General features: G+C 43.2%; 12 protein-coding genes. All 12 read left to right on the forward strand.

The genetic code is table 11. From position 1 onward, the window contains the following. Position 1: 1 nt before the first annotated feature. The 12 genes from D0T87_RS07080 (at position 2) to D0T87_RS07135 (ending at position 26,031) form a co-directional block, all read left to right on the forward strand. Positions 2-2,359, forward strand: a complete 2,358-nt coding sequence (locus D0T87_RS07080; RefSeq protein ID WP_163174212.1) for a glycoside hydrolase family 3 N-terminal domain-containing protein — start codon at positions 2-4, stop codon at positions 2,357-2,359. A 1,193-nt stretch (positions 2,360-3,552) separates the two neighbouring features. Next, the gene (locus D0T87_RS07085) at positions 3,553-6,702 is read left to right on the forward strand and encodes a TonB-dependent receptor (RefSeq protein ID WP_239063534.1); all 3,150 of its coding nucleotides are present in this window, start codon (positions 3,553-3,555) and stop codon (positions 6,700-6,702) included. A gap of 19 nt (positions 6,703-6,721) precedes the next feature. Further along, positions 6,722-8,761 carry a RagB/SusD family nutrient uptake outer membrane protein gene (locus tag D0T87_RS07090; protein ID WP_163174216.1) on the forward strand — a complete coding sequence of 680 codons (2,040 nt, stop codon included), beginning with the start codon at positions 6,722-6,724 and terminating at the stop codon, positions 8,759-8,761. Between the two features lie 20 nt (positions 8,762-8,781). Then, positions 8,782-9,516 carry a DUF3823 domain-containing protein gene (locus D0T87_RS07095; protein WP_163174218.1) on the forward strand — a complete coding sequence of 245 codons (735 nt, stop codon included), beginning with the start codon at positions 8,782-8,784 and terminating at the stop codon, positions 9,514-9,516. Positions 9,517-9,629: 113 nt separating this feature from the next. Continuing rightward, a complete protein-coding gene (locus D0T87_RS07100; protein WP_163174220.1) occupies positions 9,630-13,325 on the forward strand; it encodes a glycoside hydrolase family 2 protein in 3,696 nt (1,231 codons plus the stop codon). 79 nt (positions 13,326-13,404) lie between these two features. After that, on the forward strand, positions 13,405-14,982 hold the full coding sequence (locus tag D0T87_RS07105) for a DUF5010 domain-containing protein (protein WP_163174222.1): 1,578 nt from the start codon (positions 13,405-13,407) through the stop codon (positions 14,980-14,982). Between the two features lie 27 nt (positions 14,983-15,009). Beyond that, positions 15,010-17,238: a GH92 family glycosyl hydrolase gene (locus D0T87_RS07110; protein WP_163174224.1), complete on the forward strand. Its 2,229-nt coding sequence runs from the start codon at positions 15,010-15,012 to the stop codon at positions 17,236-17,238. Between the two features lie 94 nt (positions 17,239-17,332). Next, positions 17,333-18,772, forward strand: coding sequence for a sialate O-acetylesterase (locus tag D0T87_RS07115; RefSeq protein ID WP_163174226.1), 1,440 nt, complete (start codon positions 17,333-17,335; stop codon positions 18,770-18,772). Positions 18,773-18,776: 4 nt separating this feature from the next. Further along, positions 18,777-21,008, forward strand: a complete 2,232-nt coding sequence (locus D0T87_RS07120) for a GH92 family glycosyl hydrolase (protein WP_163174228.1) — start codon at positions 18,777-18,779, stop codon at positions 21,006-21,008. A gap of 17 nt (positions 21,009-21,025) precedes the next feature. Next, on the forward strand, positions 21,026-22,261 hold the full coding sequence (locus D0T87_RS07125) for a glycoside hydrolase family 71/99-like protein (RefSeq protein ID WP_163174230.1): 1,236 nt from the start codon (positions 21,026-21,028) through the stop codon (positions 22,259-22,261). A gap of 6 nt (positions 22,262-22,267) precedes the next feature. Further along, complete coding sequence (locus D0T87_RS07130; protein WP_163174232.1) at positions 22,268-24,016, forward strand: VCBS repeat-containing protein; 1,749 nt, start codon at positions 22,268-22,270, stop codon at positions 24,014-24,016. 80 nt (positions 24,017-24,096) lie between these two features. Then, complete coding sequence (locus D0T87_RS07135) at positions 24,097-26,031, forward strand: heparinase II/III family protein (RefSeq protein WP_163174234.1); 1,935 nt, start codon at positions 24,097-24,099, stop codon at positions 26,029-26,031. Positions 26,032-26,136 lie beyond the last annotated feature (105 nt).

Below are 26,136 nucleotides of genomic sequence, written 5' to 3' on the forward strand. Positions count from 1 at the left end.
TATGAGACACATTATTGCTATCCTCCTGCTTTTTGCAACCACCCTTTGCGTTGCACAGAAAAAAAACTCCATCTATAAGAAAGATTGGATCGACTTCAATAAAAACGGTGTAAAGGATGTTTTTGAAGACCCGAAAGCAACGATTGAAGACCGCATAGAAAACCTGCTTTCACTTATGAATCTGGATGAGAAAACCGTCCAGATGGTAACACTCTATGGTAGCGGAAGAGTGCTGAAAGACCCACTTCCTACACCGGAATGGAAAACATCATTGTGGAAAGATGGTATCGGTAATATCGACGAGCAACATAACGGACTTGGAACATTCGGCTCCGAGTATTCGTACCCGTATAGTAAGTCTGTTGATGCCCGTCAAGCCATCCAGCGCTGGTTTGTTGAAGAAACCCGGTTGGGTATTCCCGTAGATTTTACCAATGAAGGTATTCGCGGATTATGTCATGACAGAGCTACCATGTTTCCGGCTCAATGTGGTCAGGGGGCTACGTGGAACAAGGAATTAATAGCACGCATTGCAGAGGTGGAAGCGACCGAGGCACTGGCGTTGGGCTATACCAATATCTACTCTCCTATATTAGATATCGCTCAGGACCCACGGTGGGGAAGAGTTGTTGAGTGTTATGGTGAAGATCCCTACCATGTCTCGCAACTCGGAAAACAAATGATTGAAGGCTTGCAGAAGAGAGGACTGGTTGCAACCCCTAAACATTTTGCGGTATATAGTATTCCTGTTGGCGGGCGCGATGGTGCTACCCGTACCGATCCGCATGTAGCTCCGCGCGAAATGAGAACATTATATCTCGAACCCTTCCGCGTTGCTTTTCAGGAATCAAACGCACTGGGCGTGATGAGCTCATATAATGATTATGACGGCGTTCCCGTAACCGGAAGTCCCTATTTCCTTACGGAAATCCTTCGCAACGAGTGGGGCTTCAAAGGCTATGTCGTTTCAGATAGCGAAGCCGTTGAGTTTATTAAAACCAAGCATCGCGTAGCGAGCACCGACGAAGATGCTGCGGCAATGGCAGTAAATGCCGGATTGAATATCCGCACCAACTTTACTCCCCCCGAAAACTTTGTCCTCCCCTTACGGAAAGCCATTGAAGAAGGAAAGGTATCTATGGAAACGGTAAATGACCGGGTTCGCGATATTTTAAGAGTGAAATTCATCTTAGGCTTATTTGATAATCCATATAAAGGCGATCAGAAACTGGCCGATAAAGTAGTTCATTCTGCCGAACATAAAGCTGTTTCGCTGGATGCGGCAAGACAATCTGTTGTCTTACTGAAGAACGAAAACAACCTGTTACCATTAAATAAAGAAACAAAGCGAATCGCCCTGATCGGACCCAATGCCGACGAGAAGCAGGAACTAATCTGCCGTTACGGACCGGCGAATGCTGATATTATTACGGTACGCGAATACCTGAAAACCTATCTTCCTGCAACCGAAATTAAATACGCCAAAGGCTGCGAAATAGTAGATAATCGCTATCCATTAAGTGAAATTCTGCCTGCTCCGTTAAATACGGAAGAGCAACAAATGCTTGACGAGGCAGTACAAGCCGCAAAAGAATCGGATGTTGTTATTCTGGTTTTAGGTGGTTCTGAGGTTACTGTTCGTGAAGATAAATCAAGAACCGATCTCAATCTTCCCGGCCGTCAGATGGATTTGATGAAAGCTGTTCAAGCAACCGGAAAACCTGTTGTATTGGTCTTGCTCGATGGACGTGCATCTACCATTAATTATGCACAAGAGCATATTCCGGCCATTGTTCATGCCTGGTTTCCCGGCGAGTTCTGCGGTCAGGCCGTATCCGAAGTGCTGTTTGGAGATTATAATCCCGGCGGAAAACTCGCTGTAACTTTCCCTAAATCCGTTGGTCAGATACCTTTTGCTTTCCCTTTCAAACCAGGTTCCGATGCTTCATCGCCTTATGCGGTGTATGGCGCACTTTATCCGTTTGGATACGGACTCAGTTATACCAAATTTGAATACGGTAATCTGAAAATTGAGCAGACGGGACAAACCGCTGATGATAAAGTCCTTATTTCGTTTACCATTAAAAACACAGGCGATAGAAAGGGAGATGAGGTAGCGCAACTCTACCTGCGCGATGAATACAGTAGTGTGACCACATACACCAAAGTCCTCCGTGGTTTTGAGCGCGTAACTCTGGAACCCGGCGAAGCAAAGGAAATAAAAATGGAGTTAACCAAGCAAGCCCTGGGCTTGTGGGATATAAATAATAAGTTTACCGTTGAACCGGGAGATTTTGAGATACAGGTAGGCACTTCTTCCCAAGATATACGGTTAAAAGGTCGTTTTCAGATTTTATAGATTAGTGAGATATTAGTTTAGCAAGGTATTAAGTTTTTCAGAAGTATTAGTTATATAATAAGGTAAATAAGGTGTGAGCCACAGATAAGGAGTTTTTATGCTCCTGTCTGTGGCTTTTTCTCTTTCAGATACTTTCTTTCTTTTATTTGATTCTTTTCTTCTGATATTATCTCTTAGAGATATAAATGACCAGATGTACATCTGGTTACTGACTACCTGTACATCTAGTTACTAACCTCATGTACATCTAGTTGTTTGCTTTAATAAAAGATAATCAAAAAACTCTTAGTGGCATGCATTGAATATAAGGAGCAAAACATACAAATCAATATATGCTAAGAAGCGCATTAGTGTATCTCTTTTATTTATGGAGTATTCATATCTCTGAAATAGAGGCAATATCGAGTTAATTAACCGCTATGTTAACCTTTTGTTTCGGTATTTTTGTACAATAAGTCCCTATATTATATGGTGTGTTTATCATTTTTTCGAGTTGCAATCCGGTAAATCAATACCTCACGAATCTCTTTTTAGGGGCTTGATTGGCAAGTAAAAACAGTTTTTCTTTCAATAAGTAAAAAAAAGTAACGTCATGCGATATTTTTTCATCCTTTATTTATTAAATTAATAATAAATTAACCGATAAGGTAATTTATTGCAGATACATTTGTCACATCTTGAAGTAGATTTTTAATCTTTCTCTAATTTGAATTTAATATTATGAAGAAATTAATCAAAAGGGAAATAATGTTACAAAACTTATTCTCCCTATCCTGTAAGGTGGACTCTGGCTAAGCTCTTTCATATGATTCTCATTAGCCCTTAAATTAGAATAAAGTAGTATGGCTAAATGAGATTAATGGAATCGTCCTCGGACTGAACTAAGTGATATTTAGAAGACCGGTCAATTCTAAAATTACGTAAAAGTAACCTGAGTGAATGCTGTAATAGCTTATTTGAAAAATTGTAAAACTTATAATGAAATCTTTAAAACTATGTGAAACATTTCCCTTTACCCTAATTAAGCAAGATCGTTCTTTCCTTTGATCATGCATAACATACCCGGATCAAATGATATAATACGATAGAAAACTGTAATTATTTTAATTATATAAACTCTTAATTTCATGAAAATAACCCTTATTAATAAATCAAAACCAATGGTTTCACATCCTAGACCATTGCGGGGAACAATGCGAATATTCGCAATGCTGTTATTTCTCGTTAGTTTTGTTCATTATGCTCAGGCACAGAACAAAACCATTAAAGGTACGGTAACCGATGAGCTGGGCGAAGCTATTATTGGAGCCAGTGTGGTGGCCGGCAGTAACCACGGAACAATAACCGATTTCGACGGAAACTTTAGCCTCAGTGTACCAGCCAACACCAAGCAATTGGTCATTACTTACATTGGATACAGAACCAAAACAGTTGACGTTACCAATGAAACCAACCTGAAAGTTGTTTTGCAGGAAGACTCACAGAAACTCGACGAAGTTATCGTAGTAGGTTACGGTACACAGAAGAAAGCCACGCTGACTGGCGCCGTTTCGGCCATTAGTAATGAACAGCTGACACTAACCAAAACACAGGACCCTAAAAACATGCTTACCGGTAAAATTCCTGGCGTGCGTGTAACTCAGAATACCTCTGAGCCTGGCGAGTTTGGTAAAGGTAACTTCGATATCCGTGGTTACGGTGGCAGTCCGCTGATCGTAGTGGATGGTGTACCTCGTGGAAACTTCGAGCGTATCGACGCTAATGACATCGAAACCATCTCTGTATTGAAAGATGCCTCGGCAGCAGTTTATGGGGTACGTGCAGCAAATGGTGTTATCCTGATCACCACCAAGAAAGGGGATAAGAACGGTAAAGCCAAGGTTGAGTATAGCATGTATTATGGTATTCAAACCCCGTCCGAAGTATTGAAACCCGTTGGCGCTATAGATCGTATGACGTTGTTCAACGAAAAATCCATGCGTAACCAAACTGACCCTCGTTTAACTTATGAAGACGATCAGTTTGCTCCTTACCTGAATGGCGAAAAAACATCTACCGATTGGTATAAAGCCGTAATGGCAGGTTCGGCTCCTCAACAGCAACACAATGTTTCGATCAGTGGGGGTACGGATAAAGTAGACTATTTCGTGAACTTCGGTTACATGGACCAAAAAGGTTTCCTCAAATCGGATGCTTTGGACTACAACCGTTACAACATTCGCTCTAACATCAATGCACAAGTTACAAAAGACCTGAAGTTCTCTATAAAACTGGCAGGTACGATTGATGAGCGTGAGCGTCCGTATTACGACACTTGGGGAATCTTCAAGAGCTTGTGGCGTTCCATTCCAAGTGATGAAGTCTATGCCAATGGCAACCCGCAATATCTGGCTAAGCCAAGTGGAAATATTGAGAATCCCGTTGGTATGATGGATTCGAATATGTCAGGTTACAAGAAGAATGGTAACAAGCTGTTCCAATCTACTTTCGAAGCTGAATACTCCATACCTTACGTAAAGGGATTAAAGCTGAAAGGTTTGTTTAGTTATGACAACACCATTGCCGATAATACCGAGTGGGGCCTGTCATATGATGAATATACCTACAGTTCCGTTAATGATACTTATGCACCTTACACCCGTCAATATCCTTCCAAACTGCAACGCTATTATGGCAATAACTGGAGCACATTGTGGCAGGCAGCGCTGAGCTACGATAATACGTTTGGTGCACATCATGTGTCGGGTTTGCTGCTGTTCGAAGAAGGACATAGCAAAGGCGATAACATTCAGGCTATCCGTAACTTCTCTATCCCTCTGCCTTATCTGTTTGCCGGTGATTCCGATCAACAAGTGGGTACAAACAATGCCGACGGTTTGACAGAAACAGCCAGTCAATCTTATGTAGGTAAATTCAACTACGACTACAAAGGCAAATATATGGCCGAAGTAGCTTTCCGTTACGATGGTTCCTCCAAATTCCCGTCAGATGGTCGTTGGGGATTCTTCCCAAGTGCATCTGTAGGCTGGAGAATGTCGGAAGAAGCCTTTATTAAAGACAACCTTACTTTTGTAGACAACCTGAAAATACGTGGTTCTTACGGTAAGATGGGAGATGATAGCGCTTCCGAATACCAATTTGTTACAGGCTATAACTACCCGAATACTTCCGGAGCTACTCAGGGTAACTTCCCGAAGGGATATGTTTTTGACGGTAAAGTAGCCAACTCACTGGGATTCCGTGCGGCTCCTAACCCCAATATCACCTGGTACACCGTGAAAACACTCAATATTGGTGTGGATGCCGATATGTGGCACGGCCTGTTAGGCTTTACTTTCGAAATATTCCAGCGTAACCGCGATGGCTTGCTGGCCAATCGCCTCTCTACCATTCCCGGAAACTTTGGTTCCGCTATGCCTCAGGAGAACTTGGAAAGTGACCGTACAAGAGGTATTGAAATCGAATTGCGTCATAACAACAGAATTGGTAGCTTTACATACTACGTAAACGGTAACGTTTCTTTCACTCGTACCATGAACCGCTATCTGGAAAAGAGTCCGGCAAGTAACTCTTATGCTAGCTGGCAAGATAGAAACAACTACAACCGCTACAATGACATCTGGTTTGGATGGGGCGATGGTGGCCGCTATACAAACTACGATCAAATAGCCAATTCGCAAAGCAAAGGAAAAGGAAACGGTGAAAACGGTTCACTACCTGGCGATTATATCTACGAAGACTGGAATGGTGACGGAACGATTGATGACTTGGATAAGCACCCTATTGCAACAACCGTAGGAGCTAAAAATACGAATATTGATGATTTCCAAAACAAACGTAACTATCCGTTGATGAACTACGGTATCACTATGGGTGGCGCCTGGAAGGGAATTGACTTCAATATGGTATTCCAGGGATCGGCGATGTCATATGTTGCTTATGGCGAACAATTATCACAACCGTTATTATGGGAAGGCAATGCATTGGATTTGTTAATGGATAGATGGCGTCCGGTTGATCCGAAGCAAGATCCATACGATCCTTCTACAAAATGGATTTCGGGCTATTATGCATATGGTGCTAAAGCGCCGGATGCTAACTCAACATTTATGATCCAGAAAGGCGATTACCTACGTTTGAAATCGGCCGAAATAGGATACACTTTACCCAAAAACTGGTTGAGATTTGCCGGCGTACAAAATCTTAGAGTATATATGAATGCTTATAACCTGCTTACTTTCACAGGTGTAAAAGGGGTAGACCCTGAGAAACCTGCCGATCAGTATGGATATATGTATCCGTTGAACAGATCGTATAACTTTGGTGCAAGTATTACATTTTAAGTAAAAAAGAGAACGTATTATGAAAAATTGGAAAACAATAATAATGAGTATCGCACTGGGCGGTATGTTTGTAGGATGCCAGGATCTGGATATTCCTCCTAAGAATATTCTTTCAGGCTCGGATATCTATAACGAAGGAGGTATAACCGCTTATATGGCGGGTTTGTATGGCCGCTTGCCAATGGAAGACTTTAATACAACCGATCAGAATGGTCACGAGGGCTTCTTCCACTGGAATAATATCGTATGGGATATGTTGGGCACCGGAGAAACGGTGAACCGTAACAAAACCGATATGTACACTGTACAAAAAGGATACTGGAAAGAAGGCTACCAAATCATTCGTCAGGCCAATGTGCTCATTCAGGATTTACCTAACTACGTTGGACAACTGACAGGTGCCGAAAAATGGCTTGCCGAAGCTCGTTTTATTCGTGCTTACACCTATTTTGCGATGGTAAAACGTTATGGTGGTGTGCCTATTATCGAAATTCCGCAAGAGAGTACAGGTAATGATGCTGACTTATGGGCAGCACGTAACAGCCATGAAGAGTGTGTTGATTTTATTCTGGCAGACTTGGATTACGCTATGGAGAATATGGATGCTAAAATCGTTCAGGGACGTGCCAACAAATATGGCGCAGCAGCATTCAAATCACGCGTAGCTCTTTATGCCGGCTCCGTAGCTCGTTACGGTAAACTGTTCGATTATAGTAAAGATGGTGTTCAGCTGTGTGGTATCCCTGCAAGTAAAGCCAATAACTATTTTCAACAAGCTTTTGATGCAGCTGTAGCTGTAGATGCCGGTGGATACGCATTGTATGAGGCTGATGGAGACAAAGCTGTAAACTTTCGCAATATCTTTATGAAAGCTGATGTAAGTAAAGAATCCATCTTTACCCGTCAGTACGAAATCAATAACAATGTGCATAGCTTTGACCACATTTACTGTACTCCACGTATGACCGCAGACTATGGCGACCGTTATAATGTGACACTGGACTGGGTAGAATTGTTCGACGGACTACCCCTTGATCCCGCTACCGGACGTTTGAAAACAACCGATGCCAATGGTAACTACATTGTATATAACGATGAGAAAGAACTGTTTGCCAATGCAGAACCTCGTTTGAAAGGTTCCGTCATGATGCCTGGCGAAACTTACAAAGGTGTTACACTGGATATTCGCGCCGGATTGATCAAGGAAAATATTGATCCGTCTACTCCGATAGCTAAGTTTGTTGCCGATGATGGACAAACTACTACCAACTGGACAAATAATCCATGGTTTAAGAATAATGTAAAAACTTCTACAGAAGACCCACGCAAACAAACTCCTGAAACGCTTTCTACTGGTAAAAAAGTATATATCAATGGACAGGATGGACCTAATACGGGCACAGGTAATAATACATTGACCGGATTCCACGGTTTGAAATGGATTAACCTGAACTGGAGCGTAGCTGAAACTCAGATGCACCGTTCTACTCAAACCTGGATTGATATTCGTTATGCAGAAGTATTGCTGAACCGTGCAGAAGCTGCGATTGAGTTAGGTCAAAACGGAGTAGCCTCTTACGCCGGAAAGGATATGTTGCAGGATGCTATGACTTGCATTAACAAGGTTCGCACAAGAGCAGGTGCTAATCTGCTGACCAGCACTGCCGAATTGGCTGATACTCCGATCGTTAATGGAAGAGGTACCGGAAAGTGCTCGTTTGTATTTGCTCCTAACAAAGGTTTGCATGTTATTCGCGTAGAACGCTATAAAGAGCTGGCTTTCGAACATTCAGTATATTGGGACTTGCGCCGTTGGTTTACTTACCACGAGCAAATTAATAATTATCGTCGTAGAATGCTTGCTCCCTTCTTGTTTGCCAAAGGTGCCGATACGGATGACAAGACAGGTAATCCGATAGGTAAGTATATTTATGATACACGTGTGGTTGCCAGAAATGCTACGGGTGCTATATCATTTGCAACGAAGAATTATTACGATAAAATTCCTGATGGTCAGCTCAAAACTAATCCATTACTGGAACAAAATGATCAATATTAATGATGAAAAGGAATATAAATATGAAAAAGATTACTGCTATATTGGCTTCATTAGCCTTTGTTGTCGGGTTAACATCGTGCGAGAAAGATAATTACGATGCTCCGGCAGCAGGGATCGCCGGACAGATTACCGATCATAACGGACAACCTTTCCAAACTGCACAGAGTAAGGGAAGTATGGAGATGAGAGTTGTAGAAACAAGCTTTACCAATGGAGATGAATCTATAGTGGTTCTCCCACAAGGTTTGAATATGCTTCAGGACGGATCGTACGTAAATCAAAAACTGTTTGCAGGAACCTATGATGTCACTCCATGGCAAGGTGCATTCTACCCGGATGTAGAAACAAAAAGTGTAGAGTTGAAAAACGGAAAGACTACAACTGTAGATTTTACCGTAACTCCTTATCTCTCTCTGGAATGGGTGAAAGAACCTTATATGACCGCAGATGGCTTTTTGAAAGCTTCATTCAAATTCAAACGTAACGAGAAAGCCGGACAAAACAAGCCTGATCTTCAGGACGCATGTATGTGGATATCCCGTACGCAATATTGCGGTACAGAGGGAGATCCTAACTATACGCCTGGTAACCTAACGCTTACTGCTGCAATGGAGGGACAGGAAATAGAATTGACGTCTAAACTTGCTATCAAGTATTCCATGAAATATTGGGTAAGAATTGGTGCCCGTTGTAAAGATACCTATCAGAAGTATAATTTTACAGACATCAAAACAATTGATGTGAAGGTAAATTGATCAGTTAACAGGTAATTAGTTTAAGGATAGAGTTCTGCAGGGGTGGTTCGCGAACCACCTCTACGAGACCTATCCGCTTTAAGGTAAAAAGATTAAATTTTAGATATAATATCATGAAACATATATATATAACACTTCTAATAGGTATATATACACTGATATCCTTGTCCGGATATGCGCAACAAATAACGTGGATAAGTGATTTTTCTAAGCAGGATGAAGTATTAAAGGTAATAGGTAGAGGAGATTGTCATATAGCGGATGGTGTTCTCCATTCTAAGTCAGCTTATGCTTGTTTCGGTAATGCAGAATGGAAAAACTATTCCGTTTCTTTTAAAGCAAGGGCACCGAAAGATGCCGAACAAGTACAGATCTGGGCCGGTTTTCGTGCCCACAACCGTTTTGATCGTTATATACTAGGTATTAAAGGTGGTTTGCAGGATGATATCTATCTGACCCGGATGGGATACTTGGGTACAGATGAATTTATGGGTGTTCGTCCGCTTGGTTTTCACCCCGTACCGGGCGAATGGTATAAAATAAAAGTAGAAGTTTGCGGTAGCCGCATTCGTGTATTCCTTAATGACGAGAAGCTGCCACGCATTGATGTAGTGGATAGAAATGGCTTTCTGGCTCCAGGAGGTGAAGTTACACTTGGTGGAGGATGGATTGAAACAGAATTCGATGATCTGGTCATCACCCCGATGAACGAAGATGCATTGAATAATGTAAAAAAGGAAGAATACATAAAGGTGACCACACCTCAGGAAAAGGAGAAGAAGCGTCAACTCGAAAGGGCACAATATAAAAGCATTGCAGTAAATCAGTTGGCAAAGAGCCGCACCGATATCTCCCTGGATGGGAACTGGCTTTTCATGCCCGATTACCAGTTAAATGATAAAAACAAAGCTATTTCCGCAGAAACAAACGATCAGGATTGGCATGTGATGAGTGTTCCTAACTTCTGGACGCCTATCCGCATCTGGTTGCACGGCGAAACCATGTCATCGCCCAATGGTCCTCAGCCAAAAGGTGTTTCGGATACCTATTATCAGCAGGAAACGGATCGTTGCGAAGGATATACTTTTGATTATCAAAGAGTAAAATATGCATGGTACCGCCAGTGGGTGGAACTGCCTCAAGGCGTTGAGGGCAAAAATATGACATTGACTTTCGATGCTGTATCTAAAGCGTCCGAAGTGTACATTAACGGTGAATTAGCTGCTGCATATATAGGTATGTTCGGTGAATTTCAGGCAGATGGAAGCAAACTGTTCAAACCCGGTAAAAACCTGGTGACAGTAAAAGTTGCACGGACACTGGATGATTCAAAGTCATCGGCAGATGATCTCAATGAAGCGATTGATTTCTACTATTCTTCGGTTCGTGAAGAAGATAAAGTGCATGATACAAAGACTAACCTGACAAATAATATATTAAAAGAAATGGCCCACGGTTTCTACGGTGATAATCCGGCGGGTATTTGGCAGCCGGTGAAACTAACTATAACCGACCATGTGAAAGTAGAAGACGTATTTATCAAGCCTGCATTAACGGGAGCCACATTTGATGTAACTGTTAAGAATCATGCCGACAAGAAACAAGGTTTTAACCTGTATACCGATATTATAGATAAAGAAACAGGAAGCGTACTTTATTCCGCCCTGTCTTTATCTAAACTAACCTTGAAACCGGGCGAAGAGCAACTCTACACTTATAATGTGGGTGATCTGAAACCTCGTCTCTGGACTCCACAACATCCCAATTTGTATGATTTCAAATTCCGTCTGGTTGCCGACAAGGGTGCAGAGCTGGATCAGGAAATCGTCACTTCCGGTTTCCGTACTTTTGAAGTAAAAGATGGATTGTTCTGGTTAAATGGACATCGTTATAGCCTGCGTGGTGGTAATCATACTCCGTTTGCATTAGCACCTAACGATTTGAATCTGGCCAATACATTTTATCAGTGGATGAAGGCAGGTCATATTGATGTTACCCGCACTCACACCACTCCGTATAATAAACTATGGATGAACGCTGCGGATGCAAACGGTATCGGTGTCAGTTTCGAAGGTACATGGTCATGGCTTATGATTCATGGAACAATGCCCGCTATGGAGTTGATTGAAATGTGGAAAGTGGAATATCTGAGTTTACTGAAAAAGTACCGCAACCACCCATCCATCCTTTTTTGGACAATAAACAATGAGATGAAATTCTATGATAATGACCACGATCTTGAGCGCGCCAAAAGAAAGTTCCACATCATTTCCGATGTAGTTCGGGAAATGCGTAAGATAGATCCGACACGTCCTATCAGTTTCGACTCCAACTATTTCTCCAAAGGAAAGAAAGAAAAATTTGGTGAGGAATTTATGGCAACTGTAGACGATGGCGACATAGATGATGTGCACGGCTATTACAACTGGTATGACTACTCACTATTCCGTTTCTTTAATGGTGAGTTTCAGAAACACAAGATGCCTGGCCGTCCGTTGATCAGTCAGGAAATGTCTACCGGTTATCCGAACAATGAAACCGGTCATCCGACCCGTTCTTATCAGTTGATTCATCAGAATCCGCAATCGTTGATTGGTTATGAATGTTATGATTTTGCCGATCCGAAATCATTTCTTAATACGCAGGCTTTCATTACAGGCGAATTGGCCGAGGCTTTCCGTCGTTCGAATGATCAGGGTTCGGGTACTTTGCACTTTGCATTGCTCACCTGGTTCCGTCAGGTATATGATTATAAAAATATTGAACCATACCCTACTTATTACGCCTTGAAACGGGCAATGCAGCCTGTATTGGTTAGTGCAGAACTTTGGGGACGCAACCTTTATGCCGGCGAAAAACTCTCCACCCGTTTCTATGTAGTGAACGATAAAGAGGATGGTACAGACTTGCAACCCACACTGCTTCGTTGGGAGTTACAGGATGAAACGGGCAGAAAATTGGCTTCGGGTAGCGAAGAGTTCCCGGCTGTGAAGCATTATATGCGGCAGTATATAGAACCACAAATTCAGATTCCTGCTTCTTTGCCATCTGATAAGGTGAAAGCTAAATTGGTGTTGAAACTATCAGAAAATGGTTTGCCTGTATCTGAGAATGAGTATAATCTGTTACTCGTTCAGAAAACATGGAACATAGATAAAGTACAGAACAGCAAGAAAATAGTATTGCTGGACAAAGACGGTGCCGGAAAAACATTCGACTTCCTTCGCATAAACTACCAGACCGTTTCGACCATAAAAGAAATGCTGGATACGAAGCTAAAAGCCGATTTATGTGTTATATCCGGTTTAGAAGATTGCACGGACGAGGAAAAAGATTTGATTCGTTCTTATCAGGCCAAAGGGGGCAAACTGCTCTTTCTGAACAGTAAAGGTAGTGTGAAGAAGATTTACCCCAAGTACATTGCGGGTTGGATCATCCCGACCGAAGGCGATATTGTATTCATGGAACGTAATGATGCACCGGTATTTGAGGATATTGATATGTTGGAATTACGGTACTTTAATAATAATAAACGCGAAATACCAACAGCTTGCAATGCAACGCTTATCGTTAATCGCAATGAAAACGTGATAGAACTGGCCGGGCAAATGAAAATACATGCCTATCTGGATGAGAAGTCTGTACAGGAGCGTGTTAACCGGATAGGTGCCATGCGAGGATTCACTTTATTGCAAATTAAAGATGGTAAAGGCGAAGCAATGGTTTCTACGATGTGTACTGAAAAGGCGATAACAGACCCGATTGCAGGTAAGCTATTGGTGAATATGATAAAAACTTCTATCCAATAAATGGGCTAATTATATACCACTTTACACTATTTATCTAAATAGTGCAAAGTAGTATATAGACACCATAAATTAAATATCAATGAAAAAACTAACAAAGTACAGCTTGCTCTTGATGAGCTTTTTATTCATAGCCTGTTCGGGCGATGACAATAATATCCCCGATCCGGGTCCTGATCCGGACCCCAAACCTGATCCTGAAATACCTGTAGAACCACCACACGAATGTCTCGTAGGTTCATTATTCGGGTTTGATAAGAGTGTACGGACGGCAGATATAAAGGATACTGAGAATACTACCTTTTATAATCTATCCTTATTTACACCACCTAATACGGAAGACGAATGGTGGGATAACCTGGTCGAGGAATTTGCATATAGCGGCATGGATTATGCTATGGCCAATTGCAGAGGAATACTTCCCGATCCTAAAAAATATACCGATCATGGTGATCCTACCCGGCTACCGTCTCTGATAGAAGCGATGGAACGCCGTGGAGTTGCCGATAAGTTTAAGGTAGCTATATTCGACGACTGCCCGGCTTCATGGGCAGCTGCAAGAAACCTTGATTTATATGATAAATATGCTTCCCTGATTGAGAGTGGTAAGTATGATTATCCGTTAGATAATCTGGATGGTGAGGGAGGCGTATACAAATATATTTGGGACTATAACCTGAAAATCGCTTTTCAGAAGGTGCCCGATAAATACCTGTTAAAATACGATGGCCGCCCCGTCATCTTCTTCTGGAGCGTAAATAACTTCCTGAACCCTGCCGGTCAGGACAATTACAGTGGAAAGTTATCCGTGATACTTAAGCGTATCCGTGCGGATTTCAAGAAAGAATTCGGCGCTGATCCATTCCTGGTTGTGGACAGATCGTTTTATGATAGAGATCGTACCGTATATTATCCGGTTGTGGATGGCATCAACGATTGGTTCACTATGAATCAGCCTTATTCGGCACGTACACATAATGATTTGACGGTTGGTGTGGCTGTTCCCGGATTCTCAACGAACGACAAGCAAGGAAATAAAATGTTTCTCGATGCCGATCATGGAAAACTGTTGGATAAAGCATTAAGCTCATTAATAAAACAGAAATCGCAGATCATATTGATTGAAGGATTTACCGATGTACGCGAAAATGCCGCATTGTGGAGGAGTACGGATACCAAGTTTTATGACTATCCTAACCAGCGAATCAATATGGTCAGGAGATATACTAAAAACGCATACCCTGCAAATCTTAAAGTCGAGGCTGAAGGTTGCGATTATTACAAAGACAACACCGCAGGAAATAGCGGTAATCTTTTCCGTAAAGGAGATTTGGATGTGAAGAAGTGTACAGATACCTACGGAGGATGGTGTGTAACCCATACTTCGGATGGCGAATGGCTTCAATGGAAAGAACTACCTTTCCGTGCAAAAGCATCTACATTTAAACTGCGTTATGCGTCGGCCGCTGCCGCAAAGGTCTGCTTTAATGTAGGTGGAAAGGACTGTGCTGAAATACAATTGCCTTCTACAAACAATGAATGGAAAACGGTAGATGCAGGAACGGTTACTTTCGATGCGAAAGGCGAATATGATGTGACACTTAAAATTGTGTCGGGCAATATAGATATTAACTATTTCAATATCGTAGCAGCAGAATAATAAACTAATACCATAAGACTGAAAAATATGAAAACAAAGCTAAAGTCCCTGTTCCTGTTATGTGCATTTCTTGCACTATACTCCTGTAATGAGAACCAGAAAGAGGTAAAATCTCCGGTAGACTATGTCAATCCTTACATAGGTAATATCAGTCACTTGTTGGTGCCAACGTATCCAACGGTGCATTTACCAAACAGCATGCTCCGGGTTTATCCGGAGCGTGCCGACTATACTACCGACCAAATCAGCGGGCTGCCGGTTATCGTGACCAGCCACAGAGGAAGTTCGGCATTCAATATTAGTCCGCTCACCGGTACAGAGGCGGAGTTGACTCCTATCAGAAAATACGCATACGACTTGGAAAAGATCAAACCTTACCACTATTCGGTTTATCTTTCCGATGACCGGATTGCTGTTGATTATGCTCCTTCTCATCAATCGGGTATATATCGCCTGGCATTTGAAAAAAAGGGAGATAACTTCATTGTTATCAATACCCGGAACGGTGAAATATCACTGCAAGGCGATGGCATGCTCTCCGGTTACCAGGTAATTAATGAAGGACCGACCAAGGTTTATCTTTACCTGGAGACAGAGCAAACACCCGTCAGTACAAGCACAGTCAAAGAAGGTTCGGCTATCGCCTTTAAGTTTAAGGAAAGTAATATTAATCTTCGCTATGGCGTATCTTTCATCAGCAGCGAGCAGGCAAAGAAGAATCTGCAACGCGAAATCAATACTTATAATGTAGATCAGGTTGCTCAGGTTGGACGTGATATCTGGAATGAAACGCTAGGTAAAATTAAAGTAGAAGGAGATGACGAAGATGCAAAAGCAGTATTCTACACTTCTCTTTACCGTACTTATGAACGTATGATTAATCTTTCCGAAGACGGTCACTACTACAGTGCAGGCGATGGACAGATTCACAACGATGGCGGTATTCCTTTCTATAACGACGACTGGATTTGGGATACATACCGTGCTACGCACCCTTTACGCATCCTGATTGAACCTGAAATGGAAGAAGCCATGATTACTTCTTATACCCGCATGGCTCAGGAAACGAAAGAAGGCTGGATGCCGACATTCCCCGAAGTAACCGGTGATAGTCATCGTATGAACGGGAACCATGCCGTAGCTATGGTGTGGGATGCTTATTGCAAAGGACTTAAAGGTTTTGATCTTGAAGCGGCTTACAATGCTTGTCGTGGTGCCATCCGCGATAAATCGCTGTTGCCTTGGGTGAAAGTGCCCAACAGTGAACTGGATGATTTCTATTGGGAAAAAGGATACTATCCGGCTTTGTACCCGGACGAAAAAGAATATTGTAGCGCTGTGCACTCTTTTGAGAAACGTCAGGCTATTTCTTTGACACTCGGTAATAGCTACGATAACTGGTGTCTGGCCGAGATCGCCAAGGCACTGGGCAAAACGGATGATTACAACTACTTCCTTAATGCATCCTATAACTACCGCAACGTATATAATGCTGAAACCCAGTTCTTCCACCCCAAAGACAAGAACGGCAAGTTCATCGAACCGTTTGATTATCGTTATTCCGGTGGACAAGGAACCCGTGAATATTACGGAGAAAATAACGCCTGGATCTACCGTTGGGATGTTCAACATAATATTGCCGACCTAATCAACATGATGAATGGACCAGAGAAATTCATCTCCAACCTCAACGATATGTTCCGTACACCATTGGGAAAAGGAAAGTATTCTTTCTATGCACAGATTCCCGATCATACAGGTAATGTAGGGCAGTTCTCTATGGCCAACGAACCCAGCTTGCATATTCCATACCTTTATAATTATGCCGGTCAGCCCTGGAAAACACAACAAAGAATCACCATGTTGCTTAAACAGTGGTTCCGCAATGATTTAATGGGTCTTCCCGGCGATGAAGATGGTGGTGGTATGACTGCTTTTGTTGTATTCTCTTCTATGGGATTCTATCCGGTTACTCCGGGGTTCCCGGCCTATAACATCGGAAGTCCGCAATTCAAAGAATCTACCATGAAACTGGGTAATGGTAATACTTTCCGGATTATAGCCGAGAACTATGGTGAGGACAATAAGTACATTCAGTCGGCTACCCTGAACGGGCAAGAATGGAATAAACCCTGGTTCGCTCATAGCGATATTATAAATGGTGCTACGTTGGTATTGGTCATGGGCGACAAGCCTAATTATCAATGGGGAGCAGCGCTCAAAGATGTTCCGCCTTCTATTGATGCTTTAAACTAAACAAAGCTTTAAAGGTGTGTTATAAGTGCTCACCCCCTCATCAAAACCAAACATTCAAACAGTGTGTGCTTACTAAACAAATAACAGATAAAAAATGAGAAACCTGATCAGTGCATTATTCTTCCTTTTTCTGTTCCTTTCACCACTAGGTGCCAAAGTTAAACCAGCTTCCGTTCTCGGAGATAACATGGTATTGCAACAACAAACAGATGTTAAGCTCTGGGGAGAAGCCGAAAAAGACAGAGCTATTACCGTTAAGACCTCCTGGGATGGGAAAACCTATAAATCGCGGACCGATAATACGGGACGGTGGTTGTTGACCGTTTCTACTCCCGCCGCCGGTGGACCTTACGAAATAACCATCAGTGATGGCGAAGCGCTAACCTTAAAAAATATATTAATCGGCGAAGTTTGGTTTTGTTCCGGCCAATCGAATATGGAGATGCCCATGCGTGGTTTTGACCGGCAACCCATGCAGGGTGGAAACGATGTCATAGCCAAAGCCAAGGCAAAAACCCCTATCCGGATGTTTATTATGGACTCCAAAGATGGAAGATGGGTGCGTCAATTCAGTAAAACCCCTCAAACAGATTGCATAGGAGAGTGGTATGAAAACTCACCCGAACATGTGGCCGAAACCAGTGCTGTAGCCCATTACTTTGCCAGCTATCTGCAAGAAGTCCTGGAAGTTCCCGTGGGGTTGATCATTTCCAGTTGGGGTGGTTCTAAAGTAGAAGCATGGATGAGCCGGGAGGCGATATCTCCTTTCACTAACATTGATCTTTCCATCCTCGATAATGATGCAGAGGTTAAAAATCCTACGGCTACGCCTTGCGTATTATACAATGCAAAGATAAATCCTTTGACAAACTTTGCAATTAAAGGCTTCTTGTGGTATCAAGGCGAAAGCAATCGCGATAACGCCGATCAATATGCAAGCCTGATGCCTGCTTTTGTGAAAGATCTGCGTAACCGTTGGAACGTTGGCGACTTCCCTTTCTATTTCGTACAAATCGCACCTTTCAACTATGAAGGGGCCGACAAGACATCCGCAGCGCGTTTGCGCGAAGTGCAGACCCAAAACATGAAAGATATTCCTAACAGCGGCATGGTCACTACTATGGATGTCGGTCACCCGGTATTTATCCATCCGGTCGATAAAAAGACGGTTGGAGATCGCCTGGCTTACTGGGCGTTAGGGCATACATATGGACTAAAAGGATTTGCTTACGCACCACCTATATACAAATCAATGGAGAAGGTTGACGGGAAGATCTATATCAACTTCGATCACGCTCCGCGAGGACTTTGCCCCATGTGGACTTCACTCGAAGGGTTCGAAATAGCCGGCGAGGACAGGGTGTTTTATCCTGCATTTGCAGAGATAGAAACCAAGTCTTGCCGACTGGCTGTATCGAGCGATAAGGTTCCCGAACCTGTTGCCGTACGCTATGCCTATAAAAACTATATCGAACCAAGCATATTTAGTATTCAAGGAATTCCGGTAGCCCCCTTCCGGACAGATAATTGGTAAATCTATGAGAAAGATAATTGCTTTATTTTCGTTTGTCTTGTGTACCATTGGGTGTACGGAACCGGCACAGGATTTCACCCGGTATGTCGATCCTTATATCGGGTCGGGTGGTCATGGTCATGTCTTTGTGGGTGCCAGTGTTCCTTTTGGCGCTGTACAGGTAGGTCCTTCCAATTTCCATAAAGGCTGGGATTGGTGTTCCGGCTATAACTATGGTGACAGCGTTATCATAGGTTTTCCTCAACTGCACCTCAGCGGTACGGGTATCGGAGACTTGGGAGATATCCTTATTATGCCTTATATGGGCGATGTGAAACTGGAAAAAGGTAAGGAAACAGAGCGGTATAGTGGCTATTCTTCCCTTTACTCCCATCGCAACGAAACCGTTCGTCCCGGATATTACGCCGTAAAGCTGGACGATTATAATATTGACGTAGAGCTTACGGCTACCCAGCGTGTAGGGTATCATAAATATACCTTCCCCGAAGGCCGGGAGGCGCGGATCATCATTGATTTGCAGGATGGTATTAATGACCGGTCGACTGATACATACATCGAACTATCAGATAGCCATACCATTAAAGGATACCGCTTCTCGTCCGGTTGGGCCAAGAGGCAACAGGTCTATTTTGCGATTCAATCATCTGTTCCGATAGAGGACTTTATGGTCTATGAAAAGACCCAGTCATTGTCAGCTTCAAAAGGACAAGGTGAAGCCGTTAAAGGACTGATCAGTTTTGCTACATCACCGGGCCAGATTTCGTTGAAGGTCGGTATTTCTCCTGTTAGTCCGGAGAATGCATTGGCCAATATACAGGCTGAAATCCCGAATTGGGATTTTGATAAGAAGGTCCACGAAGCTAAAGAGAAGTGGAACAAGGAACTATCTAAGGTTACTATCGAGACGAAGAGTGAAAAAGATAAACGCATCTTTTATACCTCTATGTATCACCTGATGATCCATCCTTCCCTGTTTAATGACCATAACCGTGATTACCGGGGGGCCGATTGGCAAGTACATCAGAACGCAGCTTTCAATAATTATACCATATTCTCATTGTGGGATACCTACCGGGCTGCACATCCGTTTTTTACGATTACAAATCCCGACAAAGTGAATGACTTTGTCAATAGCATGCTGGCTATATTTGACCAAACAGGATATCTTCCCATCTGGCATCTGAATGGATATGACACCGGCACGATGGTAGGCATGAGTAGTTTCCAGGTCATTGCCGAGGCTTACCTGAAAGGATATACCGGCTTTGATGCGGAGAAAGCATTTCATGCCCTGAAAACAACTGCCATGAGTGATATCCGCGGATTGGATTGCGTGAGGGAACTGAAACCCATCCCTTCGGATGTCATGACCAACCGTCCGGTAGCGATGGCTATGGAAATTGCTATTGGCGATGCAAGCATTGCTTTAATGGCTAAAGCGATGGGCAAAACGGAAGACTATGAGTATTTCTGGAAAAGAGCGCAGAACTATAAGCTATACTATGACCAGGAAGTTGGTTTCTTCCGTGGAGTAATGGCCGATGGTAGCTGGAATCCGGTATTTGATCCGATAAAGTCTATCCGCCCGTGGGCTGCCGATTATGCTGAAGGCAATGCCTGGCAGTACCTTTGGCTTGCACCACAGGATGTTAAAGGATTGGTCGAACTTCTCGGTGGCGAGGAAGCTTTCCTTGATCGCTTAAATACCTTCTTTACGCTTGAAACAGACGATGAAGATGTATTGATTGATTTAACCGGTATCATCGGGCAGTATGCCCATGGCAATGAACCAAGTCATCATATTGCTTATCTGTATACGTATCTTGGGCAGCAGTGGGAAACGGCGCGTTTGGTTCGTTATATTATGGAAGATTTCTATCATGACCAACCCGATGGGCTGATTGGCAATGAGGACTGCGGTCAAATGTCGGCCTGGTATCTTTTCTCATCCATTGGGTTCTATCCGGTTTTCACGGCTACGGGTCAGTATGTGATTGGTAGTCCGGTGTTTGATCGGTCGACTATTAACCTTGATAACGGAAAGACCTTTACGGTAGAAGCGGTAAATAATTCTGCAAAGAATATATATATTCAACAGGTAGAGTTAAATGGAAAGCCTCATCCGTATACTTATATTAATCACGAAGACATCATGGCGGGTGGCGTACTTAAAATAACGATGGGCGATACACCAAATTATGATTTTGGTAAGGATGTGGCATATCGTCCTTTATAAACAGAAGAAAAATAACTATGCGAGTAATATCTTTAATTCTAACTTTAATACTGTTTTCAATAGGTGTTTCTGCTCAAACCGGTAAGAAAGAGTATAACTCTTACAAAGGTTTGGTAATGGCAGGTTATCAGGGGTGGTTCAACGCCCCTGATGACGGTGCCAACCGCGGATGGTATCATTACAAAGGGCGGCAAGGTTTTCGTCCCGGTTCATGCTCGGTAGATATGTGGCCTGATGTGACGGAATATGAAAAAACATATAAAACAGCATTTGTACTGGCCGATGGCTCACCTGCCTATGTGTTTAGTTCCCATGATGAATCAACCGTACGTACTCATTTCCGTTGGATGAAAGAATATGGCATTGACGGGGTATTTATGCAACGCTTTGTCAGTGAAATCAGAGGCAATAGTGGGAAGCATCACTTCAATACCGTACTGGCTTCGGCCATGAAATCGGCCAATGAATATTCAAGAGCCATTTGTGTAATGTACGATTTAAGCGGCATGCGCCCCGGCGATGAACAAATGATACTTAACGATATAGACGAAATCGCAGCGAAACATGCATTGAAAGATCATAAAGCCAACCCTTCCTATCTTTATCATAATGGAAAGCCACTTGTTACGATATGGGGAGTTGGCTTTAATGATAAAAGAAATTATGGTCTGAATGAGGTTGAGACTATTATCTCAGGCTTAAAGTCGAAAGGTTTTAGTGTTATGCTGGGTGTGCCTACACATTGGCGAACACTAAGTGGTGACACAACTCCTGACGCTAAACTACATGAGTTGATCCGGCGATGCGACATCATCATGCCTTGGTTTGTAGGACGTTACAATGAAACAAACTACGACCGTTACCACGAACAAATCAAGGAAGATCTGAAATGGGCTAAAAAAGAAAAGGTAGATTATGCACCTTTGGCTTTCCCCGGTTTTACATGGAAGAACCTGAAAGGCATGCATACTACACAGATAGGCCGTAATAAAGGTAACTTTCTGTGGAAGCAATTGTCGGGAGCTATCCAAGCCGGAGCAGGGATGATCTATGTAGCGATGTTTGATGAAATAGACGAAGGTACGGCGATCTTTAAATGTGCTAAAAGGGTTCCTATAGGCCAAAGTTACTTCCTGCCCATAGACACAGAATTGGGAACAGACCATTATTTGTGGTTGGTAGGTCAGGCTGGGAAGATGCTTCGTAAGGAGATGCCGCTGAGTGTGCAGCAACCTCAAAGAACAACTAAATAGACCAAAATGAAAAATACCCTTATACTGTTATTATTATTACTGTTTGCTTTTCCTCATATCAAGGCACAGAAAGACAAAGACTATTGGAACAATAAGCTGAGGATCGTATCCTTCAGATTACCACCTCCGCCGGTAGACTTTAAACCCAAATTAGTTGATCTAAATGGCGATGGCAGCCCCGATGCCATTTATTCCATTACCCGCGACAGTATTCCTGTTCTCTGGCTCGACGATGATGGCAATATGACTTGGGACGACCTGGAAGGTGATACCAAAAACGATTGCCTGCTGATCGACAGAAACCGTGACGGTATATACGGCGGACATGGTGACCTTATTATCGACTGGATCGACACCGATGGCGATGGTAAAGCCGATATGCAGATTGTAGCCGAATACCCCGTGAAAAAGGCAGATGAAGTGTGGCCCAACGGGCATTATATGATTGTTCTTGATACGGATAAAGACGATATCTTTAATTATATCGACTGGAACAGTATGCAAATCAAAAGCTGGGATAAATCGGGTATCTGCGATTTCTACATGGATTACAGCGGCCAGTCGGCTTTTCTGAAGATACATGCTGCAACCTATAACATGGAAGATGTGAGATACAATTGGGAGAACCCATTCCTCTTTTATGATGAAGATGGTGACGGGCTATCCGAAATGGCCATCCGCCTGGTCGATTCTCCTAAGAAAGTAGATCCGAATGCTCCTTCTAATAGTTATGTAAACCAACAGCTTACCGGTAATGTCGACTGGGTTTCGATAGCGGTCGATATGGATAATGATAACCGTCCGGGCGAGGAGTTCGACTTTGACTTTACGATATCCTTCCGTGGTAAGGGTTTTAATTATAAAGATCAGGTGCATAAGTTCAATAACCCCCGGTTGCCCGAAACAGATTCTTTCTTTGTCGACCCCCGCTTCCGTCAAATGACGGAGTTGATATATCCCGATCATGACAGCGCATGGGATTTGATCTTCAATAGAGGCGAATGGAATCAGGTTTATTTTGTTTATGACGAAGACGACGATTGCAATCGTTGGGAGCGCGTGGAGCTTTATGATCCGCTCGATCCATTCCAAGTGGGCTGGAAAGGCGGTGGAGTCGATAACCACAAACAGTCCGATGCGGCAGGCGACCGTGGCGAGTGGGATTTGGATAACTCCGGCGGCGGTAAACTTTATGTCGGTAAGTTTGATGGAAGATTGCATTTGTATGGTGCCGAATGGGGATGCTGGCGAATAGATCAGAACACAGATTTCTACCAGGGCTGGGACAGGCTTTGGTTTGGTCTTGACTATAATCCAACTAGATTCGGTACGGTTAAATACACTGATAAAGACGAGAACGGTTTCTTTGATTATATAGAATATGATCTGGATGGCGACCAGGTATTTGAAACTGTCATTGATTTGAAGAAGCTTGGCTTGGATGATCGTTGTGAAATCATCGACATCTCCAACTTCAAATACAAGGACTTTACGGATCTGATGGAGAAGCAGACAAATGATATGTGGGATAATGCTATGCAAGCCTGTAAAATTGCCGAACGGTATAAGCTAAATACAAGTTGGTATGCCAAGTTGAAACAGGCTTCATCTATCCGCGAAAGGTACCATAAAGGGTATTGGTTGCAACTGTATTTGTATAAAGACCTGGAATACCTTTTCCAGAGAAACAAAGACAAGAAATCTCTTGAGAAACTGAATAAGGCTTATTATTCAGGCAATTGGGGGATTTTGTAGGGGCGGTTTGCGAACCGCCCGCGGCAGGACTATTTACATCAAAACCCTACAAAAAACCTCATAACCCCTTAAATAAAACCATGAAAACAAAAAAACATCTCCTTTTAATTCTATGCCTTTTCCTTGCCTTCCCTTGTGCATACGCACAGAAGCAGGGCACCTACTTCTTCTCAGAAGAAGAACAGGCAAACATCAAATCATCCGCTCAAACCCCTTGGGGGCAAGAAATTGTCTTCCAATTAAAGGCACAAGTCGATGAACGCTTAAAGCACCCTTTATCCGTTCCTAAAGAAGAAGCCGGACATCTGCATGATTATTTCTGTCCGGTTCACAACGTATTCTTTGAATTCGACTGGAACAAGCCCGATGCACAATACTGTTCTCACTGTGACAAAACCTGGAGCACGGAGCGTATCAATTGGTCGTGGATCACCGTTGCACACAATAAAAACCTGCAATTCATGAACGATTGCCTCTACATCTACCTAGCTACGGGCGAGCAGAAGTACGCTAAATACATGAAAGACATGTTGCTCGATTATGCTGGTAAATATCCAAACTACAAGGTGCATGATAAAGGGAGAAATACGCCTGAACCAGCCAACTACAGCGCTAAGATGTTTGCCCAAAGTCTTGATGAGGCTGTTTGGTTTAGCGATGTCTGCCGGATGTACTCTATCGTGAAGCCAATGCTTAAAAAGAAAGAAGTAGAGAAAGTAGAAACCGGCCTTCTTTGGGAAGGTGCCAACCTCTTGCTGAAAAGAGGCGGTGGTGGTAACTGGCAGGTATGGAACAACAGCGGACTGGCCGCCATAGGGGTTGCGTTGAACAACGACAGCATCGTAAATATAGCCATCAACCACCCTAGAGTAGGCTATCGGCATATGATGAAAACCCACGTCAACCGCGATGGCTGGTGGAACGAAGGCTCGGCCAACTATCACTTCTATCCTTTGCGGGCCATGATCCTCACCGCATATGCCGTTCGCTCTATGAACCATAACCTCTTCGACAAGCAGCTGGAAATGATGTTTCTTGCTCCTGTAAAAAGCACATACAACGACCTGACTTTCCCTTCCCATAATGATGGCTGGTATGGTGTTTCATTGCCTACGCAAATCAAACTATATGAAATGGCCTATGCTTATTACCGGAATCCGGTGATGTTGCAAACCTTACAGGCGTGTTATCAGATTGAAGATCGCCTTTCGCCCGAAGCATTATTGACCAACACCACTGTTGATCATAATAAAACGTTGAAAGAAACGGAGAGTTATCTTTTCGGTCATACCGGCTATGGGGTGTTGCGAAGCGGGAACAAAACCGTTATGCTGAAATACGGCCCGTCTGGTGGTGGGCACGGGCATCCGGATAAGCTTTCCATCTCCATTCATAACGGTGAAAAGGAAACCTTGACCGATTTTGGAACCTGTGCTTATGGAATACCCGATTACCTGAACTGGTATAAACGTACGCTTTCGCACAACACTGTTACGGTTGATTTTAAAGACCAGCGGCCGGCTATGGGACAAATCACGAACTTCGATTCTCAGTCCATTGAAGCGTTTTCGGATAAGGCATATCCGGGAGTGGAGATGACAAGAAAGCTGCATTTTAAAGACAGCAAACTGACGGATGAGTTTTATTGTGTTTCCGACTCTGTGCATACTTACGATTATCTCCTTTTGCTTACGGAGAAACCGAACATCAGCGGTGCTTTTACCGATGCGACTTTGAACGAATCTATTGCTTACCAGCAAATTAAGAACGTACGGCGGAGCACGGCGAGTCGGCAGGTAATTATAACCACATCGACCGAGAGGATTACACTGCAAGTAGATGGTGTTTCTTCATTCGAGGTATTTACAGGAAATGCGCCTGGTGTTCCGCCAACGAATCCCGATATTGTAACCAAAACCGGAACGGAGAGACGTCCCGTTCAACCTTGTTACCCGGTGATTATCCGGGTAAAGGATAAGAATCTAAGTATCAAAGGCGATTGGTCGATCCGTTAAATTTGTATTGGGCGGTTCGCGAACCGCCCAATACACAGGAATGCATAGAAAACCATTTTCGGGCGGTTCGCGAACCGCCCCTACAGTAAACCAATCATAAATCAA

Origin of the sequence: Bacteroides sp. 51 (genome assembly GCF_010500965.1) — a bacterium.
GTDB lineage: Bacteria > Bacteroidota > Bacteroidia > Bacteroidales > Bacteroidaceae > Bacteroides.